General features: G+C 72.2%; 21 protein-coding genes. 10 read left to right on the top strand and 11 right to left on the bottom strand.

Annotated features, from left to right (window positions below; genetic code table 11):
• The first annotated feature begins 55 nt into the window (after nucleotides 1-55).
• Nucleotides 56-862 carry an NAD(P)H-binding protein gene (locus L1857_RS01870; protein WP_249464320.1) on the top strand — a complete coding sequence of 269 codons (807 nt, stop codon included), beginning with the start codon at nucleotides 56-58 and terminating at the stop codon, nucleotides 860-862.
• Between the two features lie 420 nt (nucleotides 863-1,282).
• Here the strand turns inward: L1857_RS01870 and L1857_RS01865 are convergent, their stop codons facing one another.
• A complete protein-coding gene (locus tag L1857_RS01865; RefSeq protein WP_249464317.1) occupies nucleotides 1,283-2,587 on the bottom strand; it encodes an amidohydrolase family protein in 1,305 nt (434 codons plus the stop codon).
• Nucleotides 2,588-2,596: 9 nt separating this feature from the next.
• The gene (locus L1857_RS01860) at nucleotides 2,597-3,427 is read right to left on the bottom strand and encodes a helix-turn-helix domain-containing protein (RefSeq protein ID WP_094003241.1); all 831 of its coding nucleotides are present in this window, start codon (nucleotides 3,425-3,427) and stop codon (nucleotides 2,597-2,599) included.
• Nucleotides 3,428-3,529: 102 nt separating this feature from the next.
• Between L1857_RS01860 and L1857_RS01855 the strand changes: the two genes are divergently transcribed.
• Nucleotides 3,530-4,270 (top strand): SDR family NAD(P)-dependent oxidoreductase, encoded by a 741-nt coding sequence (locus tag L1857_RS01855; protein ID WP_249464314.1) that lies wholly within the window; start codon nucleotides 3,530-3,532, stop codon nucleotides 4,268-4,270.
• 1 nt (nucleotide 4,271) lies between these two features.
• On the opposite strand, the gene L1857_RS01850 is transcribed toward L1857_RS01855, so the two are convergent.
• From L1857_RS01850 to L1857_RS01840, 3 genes are read right to left on the bottom strand one after another with little or no spacing between them, the layout of a single operon-like run.
• Nucleotides 4,272-4,754, bottom strand: coding sequence for a DUF3558 domain-containing protein (locus L1857_RS01850; RefSeq protein WP_094003239.1), 483 nt, complete (start codon nucleotides 4,752-4,754; stop codon nucleotides 4,272-4,274).
• Between the two features lie 26 nt (nucleotides 4,755-4,780).
• Complete coding sequence (locus L1857_RS01845; protein WP_094003238.1) at nucleotides 4,781-5,431, bottom strand: response regulator; 651 nt, start codon at nucleotides 5,429-5,431, stop codon at nucleotides 4,781-4,783.
• Nucleotides 5,428-7,140, bottom strand: coding sequence for a sensor histidine kinase (locus L1857_RS01840; protein ID WP_094003237.1), 1,713 nt, complete (start codon nucleotides 7,138-7,140; stop codon nucleotides 5,428-5,430). Before L1857_RS01840 ends, L1857_RS01845 begins: the two co-directional genes overlap by 4 nt.
• A 134-nt stretch (nucleotides 7,141-7,274) precedes the next feature.
• Here L1857_RS01840 and L1857_RS01835 point away from each other — a divergent pair, with 134 nt between their 5' ends.
• Together L1857_RS01835 and L1857_RS01830 are read left to right on the top strand one after the other, a co-directional pair.
• Nucleotides 7,275-7,967, top strand: coding sequence for an ABC transporter ATP-binding protein (locus L1857_RS01835; RefSeq protein WP_094003236.1), 693 nt, complete (start codon nucleotides 7,275-7,277; stop codon nucleotides 7,965-7,967).
• Complete coding sequence (locus L1857_RS01830) at nucleotides 7,964-10,180, top strand: FtsX-like permease family protein (protein ID WP_249464311.1); 2,217 nt, start codon at nucleotides 7,964-7,966, stop codon at nucleotides 10,178-10,180. Before L1857_RS01835 ends, L1857_RS01830 begins: the two co-directional genes overlap by 4 nt.
• Before the next feature lie 40 nt (nucleotides 10,181-10,220).
• Here the strand turns inward: L1857_RS01830 and trmB are convergent, their stop codons facing one another.
• The 4 genes from trmB to L1857_RS01810 form a co-directional block, all read right to left on the bottom strand.
• Nucleotides 10,221-10,919: a tRNA (guanosine(46)-N7)-methyltransferase TrmB gene (gene trmB / locus L1857_RS01825; protein WP_094003234.1), complete on the bottom strand. Its 699-nt coding sequence runs from the start codon at nucleotides 10,917-10,919 to the stop codon at nucleotides 10,221-10,223.
• 94 nt (nucleotides 10,920-11,013) lie between these two features.
• Entirely contained in the window at nucleotides 11,014-11,577 is a 564-nt protein-coding gene (locus L1857_RS01820; protein WP_116110286.1) for a hypothetical protein, read from the bottom strand.
• 270 nt (nucleotides 11,578-11,847) lie between these two features.
• The gene (locus L1857_RS01815) at nucleotides 11,848-12,621 is read right to left on the bottom strand and encodes an ABC transporter permease (protein ID WP_116110285.1); all 774 of its coding nucleotides are present in this window, start codon (nucleotides 12,619-12,621) and stop codon (nucleotides 11,848-11,850) included.
• A gap of 16 nt (nucleotides 12,622-12,637) precedes the next feature.
• The gene (locus tag L1857_RS01810) at nucleotides 12,638-13,570 is read right to left on the bottom strand and encodes an ABC transporter ATP-binding protein (protein ID WP_116110284.1); all 933 of its coding nucleotides are present in this window, start codon (nucleotides 13,568-13,570) and stop codon (nucleotides 12,638-12,640) included.
• Nucleotides 13,571-13,785: 215 nt separating this feature from the next.
• On the opposite strand from L1857_RS01810, the gene L1857_RS01805 reads away from it, so the two are divergent.
• Entirely contained in the window at nucleotides 13,786-14,694 is a 909-nt protein-coding gene (locus L1857_RS01805; protein WP_094003230.1) for an SDR family oxidoreductase, read from the top strand.
• A gap of 138 nt (nucleotides 14,695-14,832) precedes the next feature.
• On the opposite strand, the gene L1857_RS01800 is transcribed toward L1857_RS01805, so the two are convergent.
• Together L1857_RS01800 and L1857_RS01795 are read right to left on the bottom strand one after the other, a co-directional pair.
• Entirely contained in the window at nucleotides 14,833-15,486 is a 654-nt protein-coding gene (locus L1857_RS01800) for a response regulator (RefSeq protein WP_116110283.1), read from the bottom strand.
• A complete protein-coding gene (locus L1857_RS01795) occupies nucleotides 15,483-16,640 on the bottom strand; it encodes a sensor histidine kinase (RefSeq protein ID WP_425266783.1) in 1,158 nt (385 codons plus the stop codon). Before L1857_RS01795 ends, L1857_RS01800 begins: the two co-directional genes overlap by 4 nt.
• A 146-nt stretch (nucleotides 16,641-16,786) precedes the next feature.
• Here L1857_RS01795 and L1857_RS01790 point away from each other — a divergent pair, with 146 nt between their 5' ends.
• From L1857_RS01790 to L1857_RS01770, 5 genes are all read left to right on the top strand, one after another.
• Nucleotides 16,787-18,334, top strand: coding sequence for a dynamin family protein (locus tag L1857_RS01790; protein WP_094003228.1), 1,548 nt, complete (start codon nucleotides 16,787-16,789; stop codon nucleotides 18,332-18,334).
• A gap of 7 nt (nucleotides 18,335-18,341) precedes the next feature.
• Nucleotides 18,342-18,818: a nucleotide exchange factor GrpE gene (gene grpE / locus L1857_RS01785; protein WP_094003227.1), complete on the top strand. Its 477-nt coding sequence runs from the start codon at nucleotides 18,342-18,344 to the stop codon at nucleotides 18,816-18,818.
• 9 nt (nucleotides 18,819-18,827) lie between these two features.
• Nucleotides 18,828-20,663 carry a dynamin family protein gene (locus L1857_RS01780; protein ID WP_094003226.1) on the top strand — a complete coding sequence of 612 codons (1,836 nt, stop codon included), beginning with the start codon at nucleotides 18,828-18,830 and terminating at the stop codon, nucleotides 20,661-20,663.
• 85 nt (nucleotides 20,664-20,748) lie between these two features.
• Nucleotides 20,749-21,441 carry a DUF6802 family protein gene (locus tag L1857_RS01775; RefSeq protein WP_094003225.1) on the top strand — a complete coding sequence of 231 codons (693 nt, stop codon included), beginning with the start codon at nucleotides 20,749-20,751 and terminating at the stop codon, nucleotides 21,439-21,441.
• 359 nt (nucleotides 21,442-21,800) lie between these two features.
• A complete protein-coding gene (locus L1857_RS01770) occupies nucleotides 21,801-23,627 on the top strand; it encodes a phosphoenolpyruvate carboxykinase (GTP) (RefSeq protein ID WP_116110279.1) in 1,827 nt (608 codons plus the stop codon).
• Nucleotides 23,628-23,695: the final 68 nt, after the last annotated feature.

Genomic DNA, 23,695 nt, shown 5'->3' with positions numbered 1-23,695 from the left:
ATAGAGCATTTGAGTACTGTTGTGGAACATCGATGTTCCATTGCTGGGAGGGCTCATGCGGATACTGGTGACGGGCGCGACGGGCAACGTGGGCCGGCTGGTGGTCGATCAGCTGCTCGCCGCGGGAGCGACGCAGGTGCGGGCGCTGACCACGGACCCGGCCCGGGCGGCCCTGCCACCCGAGGTGGAGGTGGTCGAGGGTTACCTCGGCCGCGTCGAGACGCTGCCCCGCGCGCTGGCGGGCGTGGACCGGATGTACCTGGCGCCGCTGACGAAGACGGTGCGGGAGGTGACCGCGCTCGCCCGGGAGGCCGGGGTGACGCGGATCGTCGACCTCGCCGGTCCCGAGGGCAGCTGGTGGTACGACATCGAGAAGGCGGTCGAGCAGTCCGGCATCCCGTGGACCCACCTGGAGGCGGGCGAGTTCATGACGAACACGACGGTCTGGGCGGAGCAGATCCGCGACCGGGGCGAGGTGCGCGAGGCGTACCCGCGGGCGGCGAACGCGCCGATCGCGCTGGAGGACATCGCGGCCGTCGCGGCGAAGGCCCTGCTGGAGGACGGCCACGAGCACGTGGCGTACGGGCTGACCGGGCCGGAGACGCTCACCCGCGCCGAGCTCGTGGCGCAGATCGGGCAGGCGCTGGGGCGGGAGATCCCGCTGGTGGAGGTCTCGCACGCGGAGGCGCTGGCCGAGCTGTCGGCGGTGATGGGCGCGGACAGCGCCGCCTGGTACCTGGACGGATGCGCGGAACTGGCCAGGGATCCGCAGCCGGCTTCGCCCACGGTGTCCCGCGTGCTGGGCCGCCCGGGGATGCGGTTCGCCGAGTGGGCGGTGGCCCACGCGGAGCTGTTCCGCTGACGGCGGTGCGGCGCCGGGCGTGGCGCGCACCGCCCGGCCCGCCTGCCGGCTGGCCCGGCCCGGTCAGGCCCGCAGCCGCGCGGCGGAGTCGCGCGCGGCGGGCGGTGGCGCCGCGCTCCGGGGACGGGGCCGAGCCTGCTCGCCGGCTGGCCGCTCGGGTGGCGGCGCGCCGGGCCGTGGCGCGGGTCGCCGACGGCCGCCCCGGTCGCGCGAAGCGGCAGTGCGGTCGCAAAGCGAACCGGCGAGCCCGCTCCGCGTGTCGTCCCGGTCAGCCGGGCGGCCGCCAGCCGCGGCCGGGTCCGCTAGGCCCGCAACCGGCCGGCTCGCCGGCTGGTCCAGCGTGGGCAAGGCCCGCAACCGGCTCGCTGGCTGGCCCAGTCCGGTCAGGCCCGCAACCGGCTCGCCGGCTGACCCCGTCCGCTAGGCCCGCAGCCGCGCGGCGGAGTCGCGCGCGGCGGATTGTGCCTTGCTCCGCTCGACCCGCACCGGCTCGCCGTCGGTGACCACCTGGTCGCCGGCCACCCACACGTCCCGCACCTGCCGGGAGCCCGACGCCCACACCAGGTTCGAGATCACCTGCTCGTCCGGCTCGTCCAGGCCGGTCGCGAACGCCGGGCCGTCCGGGTCGACGTGCACGAAGTCGGCCCAGCGGCCGGGCTCCAGCGCGCCCAGGTCGTCGCGGCCCAGTGCGTCCGCGCCGCCGCGGGTGGCCAGCAGCAGCGCGTCCTTCGCCCGCAGCGCGGTCGAGTCCTTCGTGGACAGCCGGGCCAGCATCGCCGACAGCTGGACCTCCTCCCACAGGTCGAGGTCGTCGTTGCTGGCCGGGCCGTCCGTGCCGAGCCCGACCGCCACCGCGGCCGCCCGCAGGTCCGTCAGCCGCGCGATCCCCGACGCCAGCTTCGCGTTCGACCCCGGGCAGTGCGCCACCCCGGTCCCGCGCGCCGCGAACAACGCGATGTCCTCATCGGACAGATGCACCGCGTGCGCGGCGAGCACCCGCCCGCGCAACATGCCGATCTCCTCCAGCAGCCGCGGCACCGAACCGAACTCCGCGCGCTGCCGGGCGTCCTCGTCCGCCGCCTCGGCGACGTGGATCTGCACCAGCGCGCCCCGCGCCGCCGCCGACTCGGTCACCTTCCGCAGCGCCTCGACCGGCAGCATGTACGCCGAATGCGCCGCGTACGACAACTCGATCCGCTCACCCGGGCCGAACCGCAGGCCGTCGGTGTCGATCCAGCGGTCCGTCACCTCGATCATGCGCCGCCAGTCGACGCCGGGCAGGTCGATGATCGGCCCGCCGAGCACCGCCCGCGCCCCGGTCTCCAGCACCGCCTCGGCCATCTGCTCGGCGTAGAAGTACATCTCCGCGCTGGTCGTCACCCCGTGCCGGAGCATCTCCACCGACCCGAGCAGCATCCCGGCGCGCACGTCCTCGGCCCGCAGCTTCGCCTCGGCCGGCCAGATGATCTCGTGCAGCCAGCGCAGCAGCGGCAGGTCCCCGCCCATGCCGCGCAGCAGCGTCATCGGGCTGTGCGCGTGCGCGTTGATCAGGCCGGGCAGCAGGATCCCGGTCAGGTGGGTGGACGGCAGATCGCCGGGTGCTTCGGCGGCGGAACCGCAGAACGCGATCCGCCCGTCGTCGCCGACGTCGACCACACCGTCGCGGATGACGGAGCAGTCCGGATCGCAGGGCAGGACGACGGGGGCGCGAAAACGATGCGGCATCCTGGGATTCTAGGTCGCGCGCCGGGAGGTCGCGGCGAGCGACCCGAGCAGGGCGAGCGCCTCGCTGCTCGGCGAGCCCGGTTCGGCGTGGTAGACCACCAGCTCCTGCCCCGGACTGGACCGCACGTCGAAGGTCTGCATGGTCAGCGTCAGCGGGCCGACCTCGCGGTGCACGAACTCCTTGTGCGCCAGGCTCTTGCCACGCGCGTCGTGATCGGTCCACATCGCGGCGAACTCGGGACTGCGCTCCAGCAGCTCGGCGAGGACCTGCCGGACCCGCGGGTCGTCCGGGTTCTTGCCGTAGCCGAGCCGGAAACCGGCGACCGAGTTGCGTGCGACCTCGTGCCAGTCCCGGTAGAACGTGCGCGCCGCCGGGTCGGTGAACACGACGTGCATCAGGTTGCGCGAATGGGCCCAGTCGTGGAAGAGCGCGTCGGCGATGGCGTTGGAGGCGAGCACGTCGTAGGCGAGGTTGTAGACGATCGCGGGGTTGTCCGGCCAGGCGCTCATCAGCTGCAGCAGGCTCGGATCGACCCGGGCGGGCACCGCGGTGAGCCGGGTGCGGGGGCTGAGCCCGGCGAGGCGGAACAGGTGCTCGCGGCCGTCCTCGGCGAGGCGGAGCGCGGCCGCCAGCGCGTCGACCACCTGCGCCGACGGGGTGCGCTCGCGGCCCTGTTCCAGGCGCACGTAGTAGTCGACGCTGACGCCGGCCAGCAACGCCACCTCCTCGCGGCGCAGACCGGGCACCCGGCGCTGCCCGGTGCTGGGGAGGTTGACCTCGTCCGGGCGCACCTGGGACCGCCGGGCGATGAGGAACTCGCCGAGTTCGGACCGTGCCATACCGCGATCGTAAGCCGGTCGCGGCGGCGCTACCTGGGTGCAGCGCTCCCAGGAAGACCGCGCCCTGCCACGTCCCGGCCGGTCGGGGCCACCGTCGGGAGCATGAACAAACTGGATCTCACCGGACGGGTCGCCGTCGTCACCGGTGCCGCCCGCGGCATCGGCCGTGCCTGCGCCGAACTGCTGCGGGCGCGGGGCGCCCGCCTCGTCGTCACCGACCTGCGGGATTCGGTGCGCGACCTGGCCGCCGACGACGTGGCCGTGCTGACCGGGGACGTCGCCGACGAGGAGCTGGCCCGCGCGACGATGCGGCTGGCGGTGGAGCGGTTCGGCCGGCTGGACGTGCTGGTGAACAACGCCGGCCGGACGCTGAACAAGCCGATCACCGAGACCAGCGTGGCCGACTTCGAGGCGATCCTGCGGGTCAACGCGCGCGGGAACTTCGTGCAGGCGCGGGAGGCGTTCCGGGTGATGGCGGCCGCGGGCGGCGGCTCGATCGTCTCGATCGCGTCGGTGTCGTCGGTGGTCGCGTTCGAGACGCAGACCGCCTACGCTGCGTCGAAGGGCGCGCTGGCCCAGATGACCCGCGTGCTGGCGATCGAAGGCGGGCCGGCCGGCATCCGCTCGAACGCCGTCCTGCCGGGCGTCATCGACACCGACATCATGGACGGCGTGGTCGACAACGGTCGCGAGATGCTCGCCTCGTTCGGCCCGGCCCACCCGATCGGCCGCATCGGCCACCCCGGCGAGGTCGCCGAAGCGGTCGCGTTCCTGGCCTCCGACGCGGCGAGCTTCATCACCGGCGCCCTGCTCCCCGTGGACGGCGGCTGGACGGCGCAGTGAGTCACCGCGGCAGCAGCGGTTCCAGGCTCGTCGCCAGGTCTTCCGCCGCGGCGCACGCTTCGTCCTGCAGATCGCCGGAGAGCAACACGACGGTCGCCGAGGCGCGGGCGTGTTCGGTCACGACGAGCACGACCTCGCACGTCCCGGGGCCGGTGAACTGGCCGATCAGCGCCTTCCGGCCGTTGACGTCGAACGGTGTCCCCGGGGGGTCCGCGCGCTCCGGATCCAGCGCGATGCTCACGCTGCCGTAACCGGGTTTGGTCGCGCCGCACTCGTTCCGGACGCCGATCCGCTGCCCTGGCGTGAACCCCTGCCCCGCGAGCAACTGGTCGAGCAGGGTGCACGCGTTCAGCGCGTCCAGCGGGGTGGGCGCCTCACTCGTGGTGCGCGGCGCCGGCGTCGGCCTGCCGCTGACCGTGGTCGAGCAGGCGGTGAGACCGGTTGTCACGACGACCGCGGCCACCAGCGCCGCACTGCGCTTCATGGTCGCAAAGCCTGCACCCTGCGCGGCTAGTCCATCAACCCGCTGCGCCACGCCCAGGCCGCGACCTCGACGCGGTTGCGTGCCCCGACCTTGCCCTGCACCGCGGCCAGGTGCGTTTTCACCGTGGACAGGGACATGTACAGCTCGGCGCCGATCTCGGTGTTCGTCAGGCCCCGCGCCGCCGCCTTGACCACGTCCAGCTCACGCGCGGTCAGCGGTTCCTTCGGCGGCTGCGCCGACCGCCGGGCGGACGCGCCTTCGAAGTGCTTCAGCAGCCGCACCGTCACCTGCGGCGACACCAGCGCGTCCCCGCGGTGGGCGGCCCGGATCGCCTCGATCAGCAGCGCCGGGCCGGCGTCCTTGAGCAGGAAGCCGCTCGCGCCGTTGCGCAGCGCCGTGTGCACGTACTCGTCGAGGTCGAACGTGGTCACCACGACCACCTTCAGCGGTTCGGCCACGTCCGGCCCGGCCAGCCGGCGCGTCACCTCCAGCCCGTCCAGCCCGGGCATCCGGATGTCCAGCAGGCACACGTCCGGCCGCAGCTCGCGCGCCTTCGTCACCGCCGACACGCCGTCCTCGACGTCGGCGACCACCTCGATGTCGTCCTGCGCGTCGAGGATCATCCGGAACCCCATCCGCACCATGCTCTGGTCGTCGGCGATCAGTACGCGAATCAAGCTTCTTCCTCCACCGGCAACCACGCCTCCACCACCCAGCCCCCGTCCGGTGCCGGGCCCGCGGTGAGCCGGCCGTGCAGCAGCTCGACCCGCTCGCGCATCCCGATCAGACCGTATCCCCCCGATCCGCCGGCCGGCCGTGCCGCCACCTGGCGGCCGTCGTCGGCCACCCGGATGTGCAGTTCGCCGCCGCGGACCTCGGCCAGCAGGCACGCCCGCGTCGCGCCGGCCGCGTGCTTGCCGATGTTCGTCAGCGACTCCTGGACCAGCCGCAGCGCCGACCGCGCCACCTCCTGCGGCAGGTCCGCGGGCACCCGCACGTCCGCCTCGACCGGGACCCCGTGGTGCCCGGACTCCACCAGCCGCCGCAGGTCCGCGTCCAGGTCCATGGTGGCCTGGTCGGTGACCGCGTCCGCGCCCGCGCGCATGCTGCCCACCAGCCGACGCATCGCGGTCATCGCCTCGGTGCCCGCGGCCTCGATGCGTTCGATGACCTCCAGCGCGACCTTCGGGTTCTGGTCGGCGATCACCTTCGCCGCCTGCGCCTGCACGATGATGCCGGTGACGTGGTGCGCCACCAGGTCGTGCAGTTCCCGCGCCAGCGCCATCCGCTCGGAGTTCTGCGCGTCGGCGACCGCGGCCTCGACCACCTTGCGCCGCTCGGAGTCGCGCGCCCGGAGGTACAGCCCGCCGGCCACCGAGATGCCCAGCACGAGCACCGCGGCGATGACGACGTCCCGCAGGTCGGCCATGGTCATCCGGCCGCGGCCACTGGCCAGGTTCGTCAGCGTGGTGAACGCGACCCCGGCCGACATCAGCGTGATCGCGCCCCACGCCCGCTTCGGCTCGACCGACCGGACCAGCAGGACCACGACGATGATCCCGGCGACGATCTCGGTGAACGGCAGCGCGCCGTAGCCCAGCTGGTACTGCCACGGCGCGACCCACAGCGCCGCCGACGTGGCGAAGATGATCCCGGCGAGCAGCAGCGCCGCGGGCAGCGGACGCCGGGTCGCGTACACGGTCATGGCGGCCGCGGCCAGCGAGCAGATCAGCGCGGGCAGCGCGCGGATGCCGCCGTCCAGCAGCTGGTACAGCTCCAGGAACACGGGCAGGCTGAGCCCGCCGATCAGCGGCCACTGCTCGCGCACCAGGTCGCGCGCCGGGCTCTCCTTGCGCGGGGCCTGGCCGCGCCGGAAGTGCAGCCCGGCCAGCACCGCGGCGACCAGCAGCACCATCCCGAGCAGCAGCGTCTCGCCCATCCCGCGGTCGTCCGAGCCGTTGCGGTAGCCGGCCGCGAACAACCCGGCGAGCACCAGCGTGCCGGTGCCGACGACCGACTCCGCCCACCGCACCCGGCGGACGCAGAAGAACACCAGCTCCAGCCCGGCGACGGTCTCGCTCAGCGACACGTTGCTCAGCAGCGTGGTGTAGGCCGCCGCGTCGGTCTCCCGGATCAGGAACGTCGAGGCGAACAGCGTCGCCGCACCGGCGAACACGGCGACCGCGGGCCGGGTCCGCGCCCACAGCGCGCACGCGCCCAGCGCGATCATCCCGGGCAGCAGCAGGAGGTCACGGCCGTGTGGCCCGACCGAGTCCACACTGGCCGGCAGCACGACGGCCAGATCGCACAGGAAGGCGGCGACCAGCAGAACGCCTTCGAGCCCCAGCCATCGCCAGGCCGAGGTGACGCGATCGGAGAACGGCACAACCGAACGGTAGCGGCTGGGCGAGCTCACGCACCTTGGCCGCCCGGCCACCCCGGATCGGCCGATCGGCCGATCCGGGCACCCCGCCCGGCCTGTGAACCTGCTGTGCGGGAACACCGAAAGGGGATACGTTCATGACTCCACAAGGGAGCGTCGTGCTGTCCGGGCGGGGGCTCGTCAAGCGGTACGGCGAGCAGGTCGCGCTGGCCGGGGTGGACATCGACATCCACGCCGGGGAGGCGCTCGCGGTCGTCGGCCCGTCCGGATCGGGCAAGACGTCGCTGCTGCACGTGCTGGCCGGGATCCTGCGGCCGGACGGCGGCGAGATCACGCTGAACGGTCAGCGCATCGAGCAGCTGTCCGAAACCAAGCGCAGCGAGCTGCGGCGCACCGAGTTCGGGTTCGTGTTCCAGCAGGGAATGCTGGTCGCCGAACTGTCCGCCGAGGAGAACGTGGCGCTGCCGATGCTGCTCGGGGGCGCCAAGCGCCGCGAGGCGATCGGCGCGGCGCGGGAGTGGCTGGGCCGGCTCGGGCTGCGCGGCCGGGAGGGATCCCGCCCCGGTGAGCTGTCCGGCGGGCAGGCGCAGCGCGTGGCGATCGCCCGCGCGCTCACCCACCGGCCGAAGGTGATCTTCGCCGACGAGCCGACCGGCGCGCTGGACACCCGCACCGGCAAGGACACCATGGACGCCCTGCTGGCCGCGGCCTCGGACGCGGGCACCTCGGTGGTCATCGTGACGCACGACGTGGAACTGGCCGCGTCGCTGCCGCGCACGGTGACCATCCGGGACGGGCGGATCGCGGAGCAGGTGGGGGTGCTTTCGTGAGCCCGGTCCAGCTGGCGTTCAAGGTGCTGCGGGCCGACCGCCGGACCCGGACCGCCACCCTGCTCACCGCGGTGGGGGTCGCGGTGGCCACGGGTCTGGTGCTCCTGCTGCTGAGCCTGCCCTACGCCACGCAGGCCCGCGCCGAGCGCGCGGTGTGGCAGGAGGCGTACGGCTCGCGTGTTGACGGCGCCCCGACCCTGTCGATCGCGACCAGCACCGACTTCTTCGACGGCAGGCAGATCGACCGGGTCGACGTGGCCCAGCTCGGCGGCGGGGTGAGCTTGCCGGCCGGGGTGCCGAAGTTCCCGGCGCCGGGTGAGGTGCTGGTGTCGCCGGAGCTGTTCCAGGCGATGCACCGGATCCCGGCGTCGCAACTGGCCGACCGGTTCCCCGGCAAGGTGGTCGGCACCCTCGGCGAGGACGCCCTGCGGTTCCCGGACCAGCTCGTCGCGCTCGTCGGGCACACGCCGGAGACGATGCCGGTGACCGCGAACCAGCGGACCGGGTTCGTCCCGTCTTCCGACGCGCGGGTGGACGAGCTGCTGACCCTGCTGGCCGGGGTCGGTGTCGTGGTGCTGCTGGTGCCGAGCCTGGTGCTGGTGGCCTCCTCGGCGCGGCTGATCGCGGCCAGGCGGGAGCAGCGGCTGGCCGCCCTGCGGCTGGCGGGGGCGACGCCGGGGCAGGTCGTGTCGATCACCGCGGCCGAAACCGGGATCGCCGCGGTCGCGGGTGCGTTGATCGGCTGGGCGATCAGCCCGCTGCTGTGGTCGCTGGCCCGGCTCGTGCCGTGGGACGGCGGCACCTGGCTGGCCGGGGACTTCCGCGTGCCGCTCGGGCTCACCGTGCTGGTGATGGTCGCCGTGCCGGCGCTGGTGCTGCTGGCCGCCGTGTTCGGGCTGCGGCGCGTGGTGAGCAACCCGGTGGGGGCGGTCGTGCAGCACACGCCGAAACCGCTGCGGTGGTGGCGCCTGCTCTCGCTGCCCGCGACGGCGTTGTTCTTCTTCTTCGCCATCGAGAAGGGCGACGACGTCAACCTGGTCCTGCTCGGGCTCGGGCTGATGATCGCCTCGGCGATGCTGGTCGGGCCGTACGTCACCGCGGTGATCGGCGGGTTCTTCGTGAGCCGGTGGCGCAGGCCGTCCGCGCTGCTGGCCGGGCGGCGGCTGCGCAACGACCCGCGCGGCGCCTACCGCGCCTCGGCCGGGGTCGTGCTCGCCGTGTTCACCGGGTCGATGGCGCTGACGCTGATGCCCAGCTTCGACGCGATGACCGGCGGCGGCGGGACGTTCCGGGACTCGGTGCTGTCGATGGACGCCTACGGTGAGCGGTCCGCCGCGATCACCGGCCAGGCCAACGCCACGCTCGCGCGCTACAACCTGCCGGCCCGCGCGGTGTCGATGCCCCAGGTGACGCTGAAGTCGGTGAACGGGTCCAGCTACTCGGGCGTGGTCGTGTCCTGCGCCGACGGCATCAAGCTCTACCGCCTCTCGGCCACCTGCACCGGGCCAGGGATCTACAGCACCCACGAGCTGGACCTGGGCGGCTTCCAGGTGTCCGGCACCTACGAAGCCCCTGGCGTGCCGTTCGCGCCGGGCACCACGGTCAAGCCGATGGTGCAGACCGACGACGACGGGTACGCGCCGGTGCTGATCGACCCGGCGGTGATGCCGGCCGGGATCGTGTCGGAGTACGCGCGGATCGCCGTCGACACCACCCCAGCCGACCGGGAGATGGTGCGGACCGCGCTGGTCGGCGCGGCCGGTGGGGAGAGCGTGTACAGCCGGGAGCTGTACCTGGACGAGCAGCGCAGCCAGCTGGACGACCTGCGCCGCGTCACGGTCATCGGGGTGACGGTCGCGGCGATCCTGGCCGGGTGCAGCGCGGCGATCGCGACCGCCGGATCGGTGATGGACCGCCGCCGCACGTTCGGGGCGCTGATGGCGGCCGGCACGCCGACCCGGCTGCTGGCCAGGGCGCTGCGGATGGAGGCCGCACTGCCCGCGCTCGTCGCCACGATCGGATCCGGGGTGCTGGGAATGATCGCCGGGCTCGGGTTGTTCTCGATCATTCAGGAATCCCGGGCCGCCTCGGCGGTGATCAGCCCGTGGCTGGCCGCGCCGGTGGTGCTCGGGTTCGCCGTGGCCGTGCTCGCCGCGTCGGTCTGCACGCCGGCCCTGAACCGGGTGCGCGCGGAACCGCTGGCCGACGAATGAGCAAGTCCGGCCGCCCCTTCGTCGGGGGAGGGGCGGCCGGTCAGCCCACGCGTTCGAAGATCAGGTCCCGGCTGATCCGGCCCTCCTGGTCGGCCCGCTGCTCGAACTTCGTCACCGGACGCCAGCCCGGCCGCGGCGCCCAGTCGTCGAACCGGTTGCGCAACGCGGGCTCGGCCGAGCACACCTCGAGCATCTGCTCGGCGTAGTGCTCCCAGTCGGTGGCCAGGTGCAGGATCCCGCCCGGCGCGAGCCGCGAGGCGACCAGCTTCACGAAGTCCGGCTGCACCAGGCGGCGCTTGTGGTGGCGCTTCTTCGGCCACGGGTCGGGGAAGAAGATCCGCACACCGGACAGCGAGTCCGGCGCGATGTGCTCGGTCAGCGCGACCACCGCGTCGCCGTGCAGCAGGCGCAGGTTCGCCAGGCCGAGCCGTTCGGCACGCAGCATCAGCTGCCCGAGACCCGCCTCGTACACCTCGACGGCGACGTAGTTGACCTCCGGCTCGGCGGCCGCGAGCTGCGCGGTGGTCTCCCCCATGCCGGATCCGATCTCCAGCAGTACCGGCGCCGGGCGGCCGAACCACTCGGCGAAGTCGATCGGACCGGGCGGCAGCTCGGCCACCTTGCGCCCGATGTCCGCCCACTGGCGTTCCCAGGCACGCTGCTGGCCGACCGTCATCCGGCCGCCACGCTGCACGTAGCTGACGACACTCCGCAGGCGGGGTTGGTGCTCGCTCTCCACCCGCCCAAGTTACTTGTCGCAGGGGGAACGGCTTGCTTGGCGGTGCGGTTAGCGGTGCCGGGTGCAGGCGGCACCGCTACTTGTGGAACCGCCGTCAGCGGACGGCCTCGAACTCCCCCAAGCGGGACCGCAGGCCACCGACCCCGGCGACCGCGATCGGTGACGGCGCGCTGCCCGTGTGCGCCGGCAACACGTCGATCCACCCGTCGTGGCGGCTCGTGTTGAGGATCGTGGTGGGGATCTTGTGCCCGGAGCGGCCGTTCTCCGACGGCATGAACTCCCAGTAACCGGACTCGCCGTCGGCGGCCCACGGCACGTACTCCCAGCCCGGGCGGCGGGACAGCAGCTGTGCGATCCGGTCCTCGATGCGGAAACCGGTCGCCCGCGAGTCCAGCCTGCCCTCCGCCAGGGCCCGCAGCCACCACGGCGCCGGGATCATCCCGCCCCGGGCGCTCACCGCGCGGAACAACGCGAGCACTTCCTCCTCGGCGGCGCGATGGATCCACGCCCGCCGGATCTCGGCCGGTCTGGTCGCGGTGGCCGCGATCCGGGGCAGCTCCACGGCCTGCGACCACTCGAGCGCGTCGAGCGGTTCCAGAGCGGGCGGATACGCAGCGGTGCGCGGGGCGGCGATTTCGGCATCAACATCCACCGTCAAGGGTCACCTCCGTGGAGTCGCCTGACGTGGTAATTCCAGAGTGCCTGGTCAGAGGCAGTGCGTCCGCTTCCTGTGACCCTGACCACAGGCCCTTTACGCGCAATTAACCCAGCGGTCGTAACGGCCTCATCCGATTAATCGATTCGACCTTTCCCGCGGTCGCCGCGTGCGGTAACGGCGAAGGCCCGGGCCACCCCCCGAATTCGGTGGCCCGGGCCGTTCCTTCCCCGTGCTCCGGTCCCCACCGGAGCTTCCCTGTGGTGGTCTTCGTCAGGCGTCGCGTCGCCGCGCGGTGCCGATCCCGATGGCGAGCAGCGCCACGGCGACCGCCGCGAAGTAGGCCAGCGACCCGCCCTGCGACAGCACGGCGGTGGACATCGGCGCGCCCGCATCGGTGTTGCGGCCCACGTTCGACAAGCCGTCGCCGGTGAGGAACTTGTTCGCCACGTTGAACGGCAGCCACTGGTAGATGTCGTCGCCGACGCCCGGGATCATCCGGATCAGGTCCTCGACGGCGAGCGCGTAGATCAGCAGCAGCGCGATCGCGCCGGCGCTGTGGCGGAGCAGGATGCCCACGGCCACCGCGATCACCGCGGCGAACGCGTAGACCACGCCGACCCCGGCCACGTTGATCCAGTCCGCGCCGGTGTCCAGCGCGAGCGGGGCGTTCGGCTTGAGCAGCAGCGCCAGCGCCCACGAGCCGAACGCGCTCAGCTCACCGATGACCAGGGCGACCAGCGCGACCACGGTCGCCTTCGCGGTCAGCGCGGCGGCGCGGTTGGGCACCGCCTGGAAGGTCGTGCGGATCGTGCCGAACCGGTACTCGGTGGTGACCGCGAGCGCGGCCAGCACCATGATCACGGCCATGCCGAAGCTGTAGCCGAACTGGGTCGAGGCGACGGTGGCGGTGAACTCGCCGCCGTCGTCGGCGTTGCCGACGATCAGGGCGGAGAACCCGATCGTGGTGGCCAGCGCCACCAGCGCGCACCACCACGGCGATCGGGTGGTGAACAGTTTCATCCGTTCCACGGCAAGCAAAGTCATGATGTTCGCGTCTCCCCTAGTTCGCCGGCTCGAGAGCGTGCCGGTGCTCGGTCGCCAGACCGGTGTGGTACTCCACGGAATCGCCCGTGATCTGCATGAACGCCTGCTCCAGCGAACCCGTCTGCGGGCTCAGCTCGTGCAGCACGATGCCGTTGCCCGCGGCCAGCTCGCCGATCTTCTCGCTGTCCAAACCGGACACCAGGATGCCGGTGTCGGTGTCGGTGGCGCTGTCGGCCGGCAGCAGCGAGCGCAGCTGGTCCAGCTGCGGGCTGCGCACCTTGACCGTGTTCTCGCTGGCCCGCGCGACGAATTCCGTCGTGGTGCTCTGCGAGATCAGCCTGCCCTTGCCGATGACCACGAGGTTGGAGGCGGTCAGCGCCATCTCCGACAGCAGGTGGCTGGAGACGAAGACGGTGCGGCCCTCGTCGGCCAGGCGGTGCATGAACTTGCGGATCCAGAGGATGCCCTCCGGGTCGAGGCCGTTGACCGGCTCGTCGAACAGCAGCACCTCCGGGTCGCCGAGCAGGGCCGCGGCGATCCCCAGCCGCTGCGACATGCCCAGCGAGAAGCCACCCGCGCGCTTGCCGGCCACGCTGGTCAGGCCGACGATTTCGAGCACCTCGTCCACGCGGCGCATCGGCAGGTGGTTGGACTTCGCCATCCAGGCCAGGTGCGCGCGGGCCGAGCGGTTCGGGTGCACCCACTTGGCGTCGAGCAGCGCGCCGACCGTCCGAAGTGGATTCTTCAGTTCCGTGTAACGTTTTCCGCCGATGGTCACCTGGCCGCTGGTCGGATTGTCCAGGCCCAGGATCATCCGCATGGTGGTCGATTTCCCGGCACCGTTGGGACCGAGGAAACCGGTCACCTCGCCGGGGGCGACGTCGAATGACAGATCGTTGACGGCGAGTGTTTTGCCGTAGCGTTTCGTGAGGCCGCGTGCCTCGATCATGGTTGCTCCCCTGCTGGTCAAAGCCTGTGTTCCCCGTGCGGTTCTCATGCTGACCGATCGGGGTACGCGTGCGCGTCATCCTGTGGTTGCAACTTCCCACCCGACTGCGGTAGTAGCCTCCCGTGATTTCCGGGCGCGCGCGATCGGTGATGACCCTGAATCGCCCCTGAGCTTCGGCACCCGGTTTTGTCGGGGTCGGGCGTTATGGTCCCGGTATGACGGCGAAGACGGTGCTCGTGACGGGGGCGACCCGCGGATGTGGTCGCGCGATCGCGGTGGAGCTGGGGCGCGGCGGCGCGACGGTGTACGTCACGGGACGTACGACGCGCGAGTCGGCGTCGCCGATGAAGCGGTCGGAGACGATCGAGGAGACGGCCGAACTGGTCGACGCGGCGGGCGGCCGGGGCGTGCCGGTGCGGTGCGACTTCACGTCGGTCGCGGACGTGGACGCGCTGCGGTCCCGGGTCGAGGCGGAGGCGGGCGGGCTGGACGTGCTGGTCGACGACGTGTGGGGCGGTGACCCGTTCGTCGACTTCGAGCGGCCGTACTGGGAGTCCAGCCTGGACGACGCGCTGACCCTGGTGCACAACGCGCTGGACACGCACCTGATCGCGCTGCACCGGCTGCTGCCGCTGGTCGTGCGGCGCCCCGGCGGGATCGTGATCGAGGTGACCGACGGCGACGACGACGAGTACGTGGGCGCGGGCATCCCGTACTACCTGGCGAAGTGCGGGGTGCGGGCGCTCGGCCGGGCGCTGGGCGCGGAGCTGGCCGGGAAGGGCTGCGTCGGCCTGTCGGTCACGCCCGGTTTCCTGCGCTCGGAGGCGATGCTGGACCTCTTCGGCGTCACGGAGTCCAACTGGCGCGACGCGGTGGCCGGTGCGGGCGGCCCGGACTTCGCGGTCTCGGAGACGCCGTACTACCTGGCCCGCGGCGTGGCCGCCCTGGTGGCCGACCCGGAGGTGGCGCGCTTCGCGGGGAAGACGCTCGCCTCGTGGACGCTCATGCACGAATACGGCGTGACCGACACGGACGGCACCCGCCCCGACTGGGGCCGCTGGTACGCCGAGGTGCACAAGGCGGGCAAGACCCCGGCGGAGGTGGACCCGGCGCCCTACCGCTGACGCGCTCGCCAAGCCCCCGGCGGCCGCCCAGGGCCGATCGGTGGCCGGCGCAGGTGGGGGAAGCTGCCGAGGCCAAGCAGCTCACCGGCGCGCCGTGAGCAGGCAGTTCCCGCCCGCGATCGCTGCTCCGGCTCCGCCTCAGGTCTGGCCCGGCCGGATCAGGCCCGTCTCGTACGCCAGCACCACCGCCTGCACCCGGTCCCGCAGCCCGAGCTTCGCCAGGATCCGGCCCACGTGCGTCTTCACCGTCGCCTCCGAGAGGAACAGCTTGTCCGCGATCTCCACATTGGACAGGCCCTTCGCGATGAGCACCAGCACCTCGCGCTCCCGCTCGGTCAGCACGTTCAGCTCGGCCTCGTCGCGCGGGGGGCCGCCGCCGCTCATGAACCGGTCCAGCAGCCGCCGCGTCACCGACGGCGACACCACCGCGTCCCCGGACGCCACCGACCGCAACGCCGACACCAGGTGATCCGGCGGCGTGTCCTTCAGCAGGAACCCGCTCGCCCCGTTCTGCAGCGCCGCGTACACGTACTCGTCCAGGTCGAACGTCGTCATCACCAGCACCCGCGACGTGCCGGCCTCGACGATCCGCTTCGTCGCCTCGACGCCGTCCATCACCGGCATCCGCACGTCCATCAGCACCACGTCGGGCCGCAGCGAACCGGCCAGCGACACCGCGTCCGACCCGTTCCCGGCCTCGCCGACCAGGTCGATGTCCTCCTGCGCGCCCAGCACCATGCGGAACCCGACCCGCATCAGCTCCTGGTCGTCGACGACCACCACGCGGATCACGGGTCGAGCCTCACCGGGAAGCTCGCGTGCACCCGCCAGCCGCCCCCGGGCCGCGGCCCCACCCGCAGGATCCCGCCGAACAGGTGCGCCCGCTCGCGCATCCCGATCACCCCGTTGCCTCCCGGCAGGTCCGGCTCGGGCACCAGCGCCCGTGCCTTGCCCGCCCCGTCGTCCACGATCTCCACGTCCACCAGGTTCTCAGTCCGCCGCACCCGCACCTGCGCCCGCGCCCCCGGCCCGGCGTGCTTGAGCGTGTTCGTCAGCGACTCCTGCACGATCCGGTACACCCCGAGCGACACCCCGGCCGGCAGTTCGGCCAGCTCGCCGTCGATCGACAGCTCCACCGGCACCCCCGCGGCCCGCACCCGCTCCGCCAGGTCCGCCAGCGACTCCGCCGTCGGCTGCGGGATCCGCGGCTCCCCGTCCACCTCTTCGTTGCGCAGCACCTGCAGCAGCCGCCGCAGCTCGGTCAGCGCCTGCCGGCCCGTCTCGGAAATCGTGCGGACCGCCCGCTCCGCCTGCTCCGGGTTCGACCGCAGCGCGTACGACGCCCCGTCGGCCTGCACCACGATCACGCTCACCGCGTGCGCCACCACGTCGTGCAGTTCCCGTGCGATCCGCCCGCGCTCCTCGGCCACCGCGATCCGCCCGGCCTGGTCGCGCTCGGTTTCCAGCAGGTGCAGCCGCGCCTCCATCTCCGCCTGGTAGGCCCGCCGCGCCCCGACGAACTCGCCGAGCACCCAGCACAGCGCGAAGACCAGGCTGATGAACACCAGCGGCGGCCAGCCGCCCGGTGACCAGCCCGCCCACACCTGCAGCAGGCTGACCACGGCCTGCGCGACCAGGTACACCGCGGCCTGCCGCCGCCCGACGTAGACGACCATCGTGTACAGCGCGACACAGCTCGCCGTCGCGCTGCCGAACCCCAGTAGCAGCGCGCTGTGCGGCACCGTCATCACCAGGATCACGTAGGCCATGACCTGCGGGTACTTGCGCCGGAACGCCACCGGGGCCACCATCGCGACGTCCAGCGGGAGCGCGACGTACCACGCCGGCCCCGTGTACCGGTTCGCCTGCGCGACCAGTGTCAGCAGGTCCATGAGCAGCAGCAACAGCGCGAGCAGGACGTCCCCGACCATCGGGTGCGCCCTCATCCACAAGCTCAGTCGCCGCACACCGTTCACCCTAGGTCGGCGCCGGTCCACTCCGCGTCATCCCGGGGTATCACCGGACGTGGGACTTCGGACCGAGGTCATGGCAGGATTCGAGGGCACAACCGCAGGGCACCGGGAGGGGCGACGTGACGGCGACGACGGATCAGGGCCGCCTGGCCGGTCCGCTGTCGGTGTCGGTGGCCAACCTCTGCCGCCGCCTGCAGCCGCAGGTCTCCGCCCGCACCGCCGCCGGGTTCGCCGAGGTGCTGCGCCGCCTGGGCGCGCCGCTGCAGGTCGCGGTCGCCGGGCGCATCAAATCCGGCAAGTCGACGCTGGTCAACGCGCTGATCGGGCGGCGGGTCGCGCCGACCGACGTGGGCGAGTGCACCCGCCTGGTGACCCGCTTCCAGTACGGCACGGTGGACCGCATCGAGGTCGTGTTCGCGGGCGGCCACAAGCAGGTGCTGCCGTTCGCGCCGGACGGGTCGATCCCGGCCGAGCTGGGCGTGGACATCAGCAAGGTCTCGCACATCGAGGCGTACCTGACCAGCGCGGTCCTGCAGGACATGACCGTGATCGACACCCCGGGCCTCGGTTCGCTGGACGCCGCGTCGGTCTCCCGCACCGAGCAGCTACTCGGCGCCGCCCAGGCCGTGGAGTCCGCGGACGGCGGCGACGAGCTGGACGAGACCTCACGCAACGCGGTCGCCGGCGCCGAGGCCGTCCTCTACGTCGTGACCCAGGGCGTGCGCGCCGACGACCAGCAGGCGCTCGCCGCGTTCACCGCCGCCACCGCCAGCCGCGAGGCGGGCCCGGTCAACGCGATCGCGGTGCTGAACAAGGCCGACACCATCCCGCCGGAGTCCGTCGAGGGGTCCGGCGGTGACGTGTGGCGGGCCGCGTCGATCCTCGCCGAGAAGCAGGGCCTGCTGCTCAAGCCGCGGGTCGCCGACGTGCTGCCGGTGATCGGGCTGATCGCCGAGTCCGCCGAGTCGGGCAACTTCACCTCCGCCGACGCCGACGCGCTGCGCCAGCTGGCCGCGCTGGACGACGCGACGCGGGAGACCATGCTGATGGCGGCCGACATCTTCACCAGCTGGGACTGCGAGGTCCCGGCCGGCACCCGGTTGCGGCTGCTGGAGAAGCTCGACCTGTACGGCATCCGCCGCGCCATCGACGCGATCCGCGCCGACGAGACGATCACCGCGGGCGCGCTGCGCAGGCTGCTGCTCGCCGCCTCCGGGCTGGACGCCGTCCGCGCCCGCCTGAACACGGTCTTCGCCGCCCGCGCCGACGGGATCAAGGCCGCGGCCGCGCTCGCGTCGGTCACCGCGCTGGCCCACGCCTCCGGCGATCCGGCCGAGCGGCAACGCGTGCACGACGCCATCGAGGTGCTGCTCGCCAAACCCGAGGCGCACCAGCTGCGGCTGCTGGAGGCGCTCACCCTGGTCGTGGCCGGCGCCGTCGACATGCCCGAGGACCTGGCCGAGGAGGTCCTGCGGGTGGGCAGCAACGCCGACATCGACGAGCAGCTGGGCCTGCCCGGCGCGTCCCGGCCGGAACTGGCCGCGCACGCGCTGGAACGCGCCGGCTGGTGGCGGTCGTTCGCGTCCTTCGGCGCGACGCCGGCGCAGAGCCGCGTCGCGCACGTCGTGCACCGGGCGTACTTCCTCATCTGGCAGCAGCTGAGATGACCGAGGGGTGACGAGCGTGGTTTCCTGGTTCCGGCGCCGGTCCGCGGACGACTCCCCGACCGGGCAGATCCCCGGCGCGCAACTGGCGAAAATCATCGACGAGGTCGAGGGAACCACAGCGGCGCAACCCCCGTCCAACACCGATGTGAACCGTGTATCCGATCTGGCCGCCGCCGGCCCGGAAGCGCTGGAACAGGCGCGGGCCGACCGGCAGGAGCTGATCCAGCTCTGCCTCTACGCCCTGGACCGGGCGCGCAGCGGAGGCGTGGTCGAGCGCCTCGAACAAGGGCTGGCCCGCGTCGGGGTGGAGGCGGTGCGGCCGGACGGGCAGCGGTTCGACCCGTCCGTGCACGAGGCCGGTGGCGCGATCAAGACCGACGACCCGGCGCTGGACGGCGTGGTCGCCGAGACCGAGGTGGTCGGGTTCACCGACGGCGGCCGCCTGCTGCGCGCGCCCGTCGTGACGGTCTACACGAAGCGCTAAGGTCCGCTCGTGACCGCTCCGCCGCTTTCGTCCCTGCCCACCCAGGTCAAGCAGGCCCGCGAAACGCTGCTGGCCCTGTTGCGCGAGAGCGATCCGAAAGCCGCGGGGTGGGTCGAGGAGGTCCGCCGTTCGCGGCCGAAGAAGCCGCAGGTCGTGGTGGTCGGCGAGACCAACCGCGGCAAGAGTTCCCTGGTCAACGCCCTGCTGGCGACCCCGGGCCTGTCCCCGGTGGACGCCGACGTCGCCACCGCCGGCTACCTCGTCTTCGACCACGCCCCGGAGTGGGGCGCGCAGGCCTGCTACCCCGGTCAGCTCGCGCCGGTTGCCGTGCCGCTGCCCGAGCTGGTCCGCTGGGTGTCGGCCACGCACGAGCTGCCCGACGGCCAGCTGCCGCCGCGGTACGTCGAGGTCACCGGCCCGGTCCCGATCCTGGAGCGGCTCTCGCTGGTCGATACCCCGGGCGTGGGCGGGCTCGACTCGATGCACGGTGAGCTGGCCGCCGAGGCCGCGGCCAACGCGACCGCGCTGTTGTTCGTCGTCGACGCCTCGGCCCCGTTCACCGCCGGTGAGCTGGAGTTCCTGCGCCGCGTCGGCGGCCGCGTGGAGACCGTCGTGTTCGCACTGTCCAAAACGGACGCCTTCCGCGGCTGGCGGGAGGTGCTGGAGGCCGACCGGCGGCTGCTGGCCGAGCACGCGCCCCGATTCGCCGACGCGGTGTTCCACCCGGTGTCGGCGCGGATGTTCGAGATGGCCGCGAAGGCGCCCAACGAGCAGGCCGCGGTGATGCTGCGCGAGCGGTCCGGCGTGATCGAACTGCAGGCCGCGCTGCAGGAACTCGTCGTCGGCCGGTCCGCGATGCTCGGCGAGGCCAACACGCTGCGGGCCCTGTCCAGCGCGCTCGGCGAGGTGCACGCCGGTCTGCTGGCCGAGCAGCGGGCCCTGTCCTCCGGCGAGGCCGAGGCCGAGCGGCTGCGCGAGCGCCGTGACGAGCTGGCGGCCGAGCGCAAGACGTCCACCCGCGGCTGGCAGCTCAAGCTGCGCGGCGAGATCCAGCGCGCCCGGGTCGACCTCGGCCACGAGACCAGCAGGCAGGTCCGCGACGCCCAGTCCTACTTCCGCGCCCAGATCGACAACGCCAAGCGCGACCAGCTGGCCCAGCTGCCGCAGCAGGTGGACGCGGCGCTGCAGATGATCTCCCAGCGCGTGTCGGCGACCATGGCGCAGCGGCTGAACCGGGTCACCGAGATCGCGCTCGCCGAGCTGTTCGCGCCCGAGGAGCTGGACGTGATCCGCGCCCAGTTCCTCCGCGCGGGCGGGCCGCAGGTGGTGCTGCGGCCGCCGGACCGCAAACCGTCCACACCCGAGGACAAGCTGCTGATCTTCATGGGCATCTCCGGCGGGGTCGGCGCCGGCAAGATCGCCGCGCTGCCGCTGGCCGGGGTCGCCCTGCTCAACCCGGTGGTGCTGCCCGCGACGATCGTCGTCGGCCTGGGCGCCGGCTGGTGGATGGCCCGCACCCGGCGGCACGCCGCGGACAAGCAGCACCTCAAGCAGTGGCTGGTCGAGTCGATCGCGGAGGCGCGCTCGATCCTCGACCAGCTGGTCGCCGAGCAGCTGATCGAGGCCGAGCAGCAGTTGTCGCTGGCGCTGGACGAGGCCCTGTCCCGCCGGATCGACGCGATCGAGGCCGAGCTCAAGCAGGTCGACAAGTCGATCAAGATGGGCGCGCAGGAGCGGGCGAAGAAGCTGGCCGCGGTGAGCCGGAGGCTCAAGGAGGTCGGCGACGGCCGGGATCGCGCCGAGACCCTGCTCGGGCGCATCCGGACGCTGCGTGAGCAGGGCTGACGTGCTCGGTTGTGCCGGGGAACCGAACGGGAATAACGTGAGTCCAACTGTGTGACCGTAGTGGTACGAGACTTGGGAGTTCGGCGTGTGGATCGATGAGACCGGCGGGGTTGAGCCCACCGACGCCACGACCTCCGACGGTGACCTGGAGATCACGGTCGACGGGCAGACCTACACGGCCGAAGAGAACATGGACCTCAACCACGACGGGGTCAACGAGACGGTCCGCCTCGACAACGCCGACGGCACGATCACCGCGTACGTCGACACCGACGACGACGGGCACGCCGACCAGTACGTGCACACCGACACCGAGGGCAACGTCGTGGACCTGGCCCGCTACGACGAGACCACCGGCGACTGGGTGGCCGACCACGACTCCGAGGCGGGCGAGCCGGACGCCACCGAGACCGGCCGCGCCGGCGAGATCACCGCGGACATGTCCGACGGCACGGTCGAGGTCGGCCCGGCGACGGTGGACAGCGACAACGACGGCACCGCCGACAGCGCGGTCGTGACCGACGACCAGGGCAACACCCGGGTCTTCACCGACGTCGACGGCGACGGCCGGGCCGACGTGCAGACGATCATCACGCCCGACGGCGAGACGACCACCTACCAGCACACCGGCCCCGGCGAGTGGACCGAGACCACGAGCGGGTTCACCGCCGAGGTGCCGCCGGACAGCGACCAGCTCTGGGGCGGCGGCGGCGCCCAGGCGGTCGAGGGGGTCGCCAAGATCGACTCCGGCACCGGTCAGTGGATCTCCCAGAACTGAACCTTCCGGAAGCGGGCGGAAACGGGCCCCGGTCGTCCCCGCGGACGGCCGGGGCCCGACCGCGTTTTCGGGCAAATCACCCCGCCGCGGATATCAGCAAGATCACGCGCGAGCCGAAGAACTTTCGACGCTACGCCGGTTCAGCGATATCTGAATCGATTCCCTGATCGTTCTTGTGAGAGAACCGACAGGTCAGGCCTCGGTTACCTGCCGTCCATCCGGCTACCCTCGGGGAATCCCAGTATTTCCAGCACACCGGTAGGGCAGCCGGTGTGCGAAGCCATTCGGTCGCCGGCGACGGAGCGCTTCCCGGACCAGATTCCGGGCGGGCGTTCCTGCCGTCGAAGTCAGGAGAAGGAATGACTGCAGTAGCCATCCCGGGACTGGACAAGGCGCCGACGTCGCACAGCGGTGTGCTTGCGTGGGTACGGGAGGTCGCCGAGCTGACCACCCCTGACCGAGTGGTGTGGTGCGACGGCTCCGACGAGGAGGCCGAGCGCATCAACAACGAGCTGGTCGAGGCCGGCACGTTCGTCCCGTTGACGGCGAAGCCGAACTCCTTCTGGGCCGCTTCGGACCCCAGCGACGTCGCGCGGGTCGAGGAGCGGACCTTCATCTGCTCCGAAAAGGAAGAAGACGCCGGGCCGACCAACAACTGGATGCACCCGGACGAGATGCGGGCCACCATGACCGAGCTCTACCGGGGCTGCATGCGTGGTCGGACGATGTACGTCATCCCGTTCTGCATGGGCCCGCTCGGCGACGAGAACCCCAAGCTGGGCATCGAGGTCACCGACTTCGCCTACGTCGTGGCGTCGATGCGGGTGATGACCCGCATGGGCACCAAGGCGCTGGAGAAGTTCGTCAAGGAGGACGGCACCGAGCGCGAGTTCGTGCCCGCCCTGCACTCGGTCGGCAAGCCGCTGGAGCCGGGCGAGAAGGACGTGCCGTGGCCGTGCAACGACACGAAGTACATCTCGCACTTCCCGGAGAGCCGGACGATCTGGAGCTACGGCTCGGGCTACGGCGGCAACTCGCTGCTGGGCAAGAAGTGCTACTCGCTGCGGATCGCCTCCGTCATGGCCCGTGACGAAGGCTGGCTCGCCGAGCACATGCTGATCCTCAAGCTGATCTCGCCGGAGAACAAGGCCTACTACGTGGCGGCCGCGTTCCCGAGCGCGTGCGGCAAGACCAACCTCGCGATGCTGCAGCCGACCATCCCGGGCTGGCGCGCCGAGACCATCGGTGACGACATCGCGTGGATGCGGTTCGGCGAGGACGGCCGCCTGTACGCGATCAACCCCGAGTTCGGCCTGTTCGGCGTCGCGCCGGGCACCGGTGAGAAGACCAACCCGGTGGCGATGAAGACCATCGAGGCCGGCAACACCGTCTTCACCAACGTCGCGCTGACCGACGACGGCGACGTGTGGTGGGAGGGCATGACCAAGGAGCCGCCGGCGCACCTGACCGACTGGAAGGGTCGCGACTGGACGCCCGAGTCGGACGAGCCGGCCGCGCACCCGAACTCGCGGTTCTGCACCCCGATCGCGCAGGTCCCGACGCTGGCGCCGGAGTGGGACGACCCGAAGGGCGTGCCGATCTCGGCGATCCTGTTCGGCGGCCGCCGCGCCACCACGGTCCCGCTGGTGACCGAGGCCCGCGACTGGCAGCACGGCGTGTTCATGGGCGCCACCATGTCGTCGGAGAAGACCGCCGCCGCGGCCGGCAAGGTCGGCGAGGTGCGTCGCGACCCGATGGCGATGCTGCCGTTCCTCGGCTACCACGCCGGTGCGTACTTCCAGCACTGGCTGGACACCGGCAAGAACGCCGACGCCGGCAAGCTGCCGAAGATCTTCTACGTGAACTGGTTCCGCCGCGGCGACGACAAGCGGTTCCTGTGGCCGGGCTTCGGCGAGAACTCGCGGGTGCTCAAGTGGATCGTCGAGCGCCTCGAGGGTCGCGCCGGTGCGGTGGAGACCCCGGTCGGCCTGGTGCCGCGCGCCGAGGACCTCGACCTCGAAGGCATCGCCGAGCCGCTCGAGGACGTCCAGGAGTCGCTCGCGGTCAAGCCCGAGGAGTGGCGCCAGGAGATCCCGCTGATCGAGGAGTGGTTCGCCAAGATCGGCGACCGGGTGCCCTCCAGCCTGCACGACGAGCTGGCGGCGCTGAAGCAGCGCCTGGGCTGAGTTTTCCCCGTGGAACGGCCATTCCCGGCTTCGGCCGGGGGTGGCCGTTCCGTCGTTTCCGGCCCTAT

It is taken from the genome of Amycolatopsis thermalba, assembly GCF_023376025.1.
Lineage (GTDB): Bacteria > Actinomycetota > Actinomycetes > Mycobacteriales > Pseudonocardiaceae > Amycolatopsis_E > Amycolatopsis_E thermalba.
Note: the sequence above shows the minus strand (reverse complement) of the source record. Positions and strands in the feature narration are given on the sequence as shown.

Coding starts and splice junctions, on each gene's coding strand:
- L1857_RS01870 (WP_249464320.1), top strand. CDS start 56: ATGCGGATACTGGTGACGGGCGCGACGGGCAACGTGGGCCGGCTGGTG.
- L1857_RS01865 (WP_249464317.1), bottom strand. CDS start 2,587: ATGCCGCATCGTTTTCGCGCCCCCGTCGTCCTGCCCTGCGATCCGGAC.
- L1857_RS01860 (WP_094003241.1), bottom strand. CDS start 3,427: ATGGCACGGTCCGAACTCGGCGAGTTCCTCATCGCCCGGCGGTCCCAG.
- L1857_RS01855 (WP_249464314.1), top strand. CDS start 3,530: ATGAACAAACTGGATCTCACCGGACGGGTCGCCGTCGTCACCGGTGCC.
- L1857_RS01850 (WP_094003239.1), bottom strand. CDS start 4,754: ATGAAGCGCAGTGCGGCGCTGGTGGCCGCGGTCGTCGTGACAACCGGT.
- L1857_RS01835 (WP_094003236.1), top strand. CDS start 7,275: ATGACTCCACAAGGGAGCGTCGTGCTGTCCGGGCGGGGGCTCGTCAAG.
- L1857_RS01815 (WP_116110285.1), bottom strand. CDS start 12,621: ATGACTTTGCTTGCCGTGGAACGGATGAAACTGTTCACCACCCGATCG.
- L1857_RS01810 (WP_116110284.1), bottom strand. CDS start 13,570: ATGATCGAGGCACGCGGCCTCACGAAACGCTACGGCAAAACACTCGCC.
- L1857_RS01805 (WP_094003230.1), top strand. CDS start 13,786: ATGACGGCGAAGACGGTGCTCGTGACGGGGGCGACCCGCGGATGTGGT.
- L1857_RS01795 (WP_425266783.1), bottom strand. CDS start 16,640: ATGAGGGCGCACCCGATGGTCGGGGACGTCCTGCTCGCGCTGTTGCTG.
- L1857_RS01770 (WP_116110279.1), top strand. CDS start 21,801: ATGACTGCAGTAGCCATCCCGGGACTGGACAAGGCGCCGACGTCGCAC.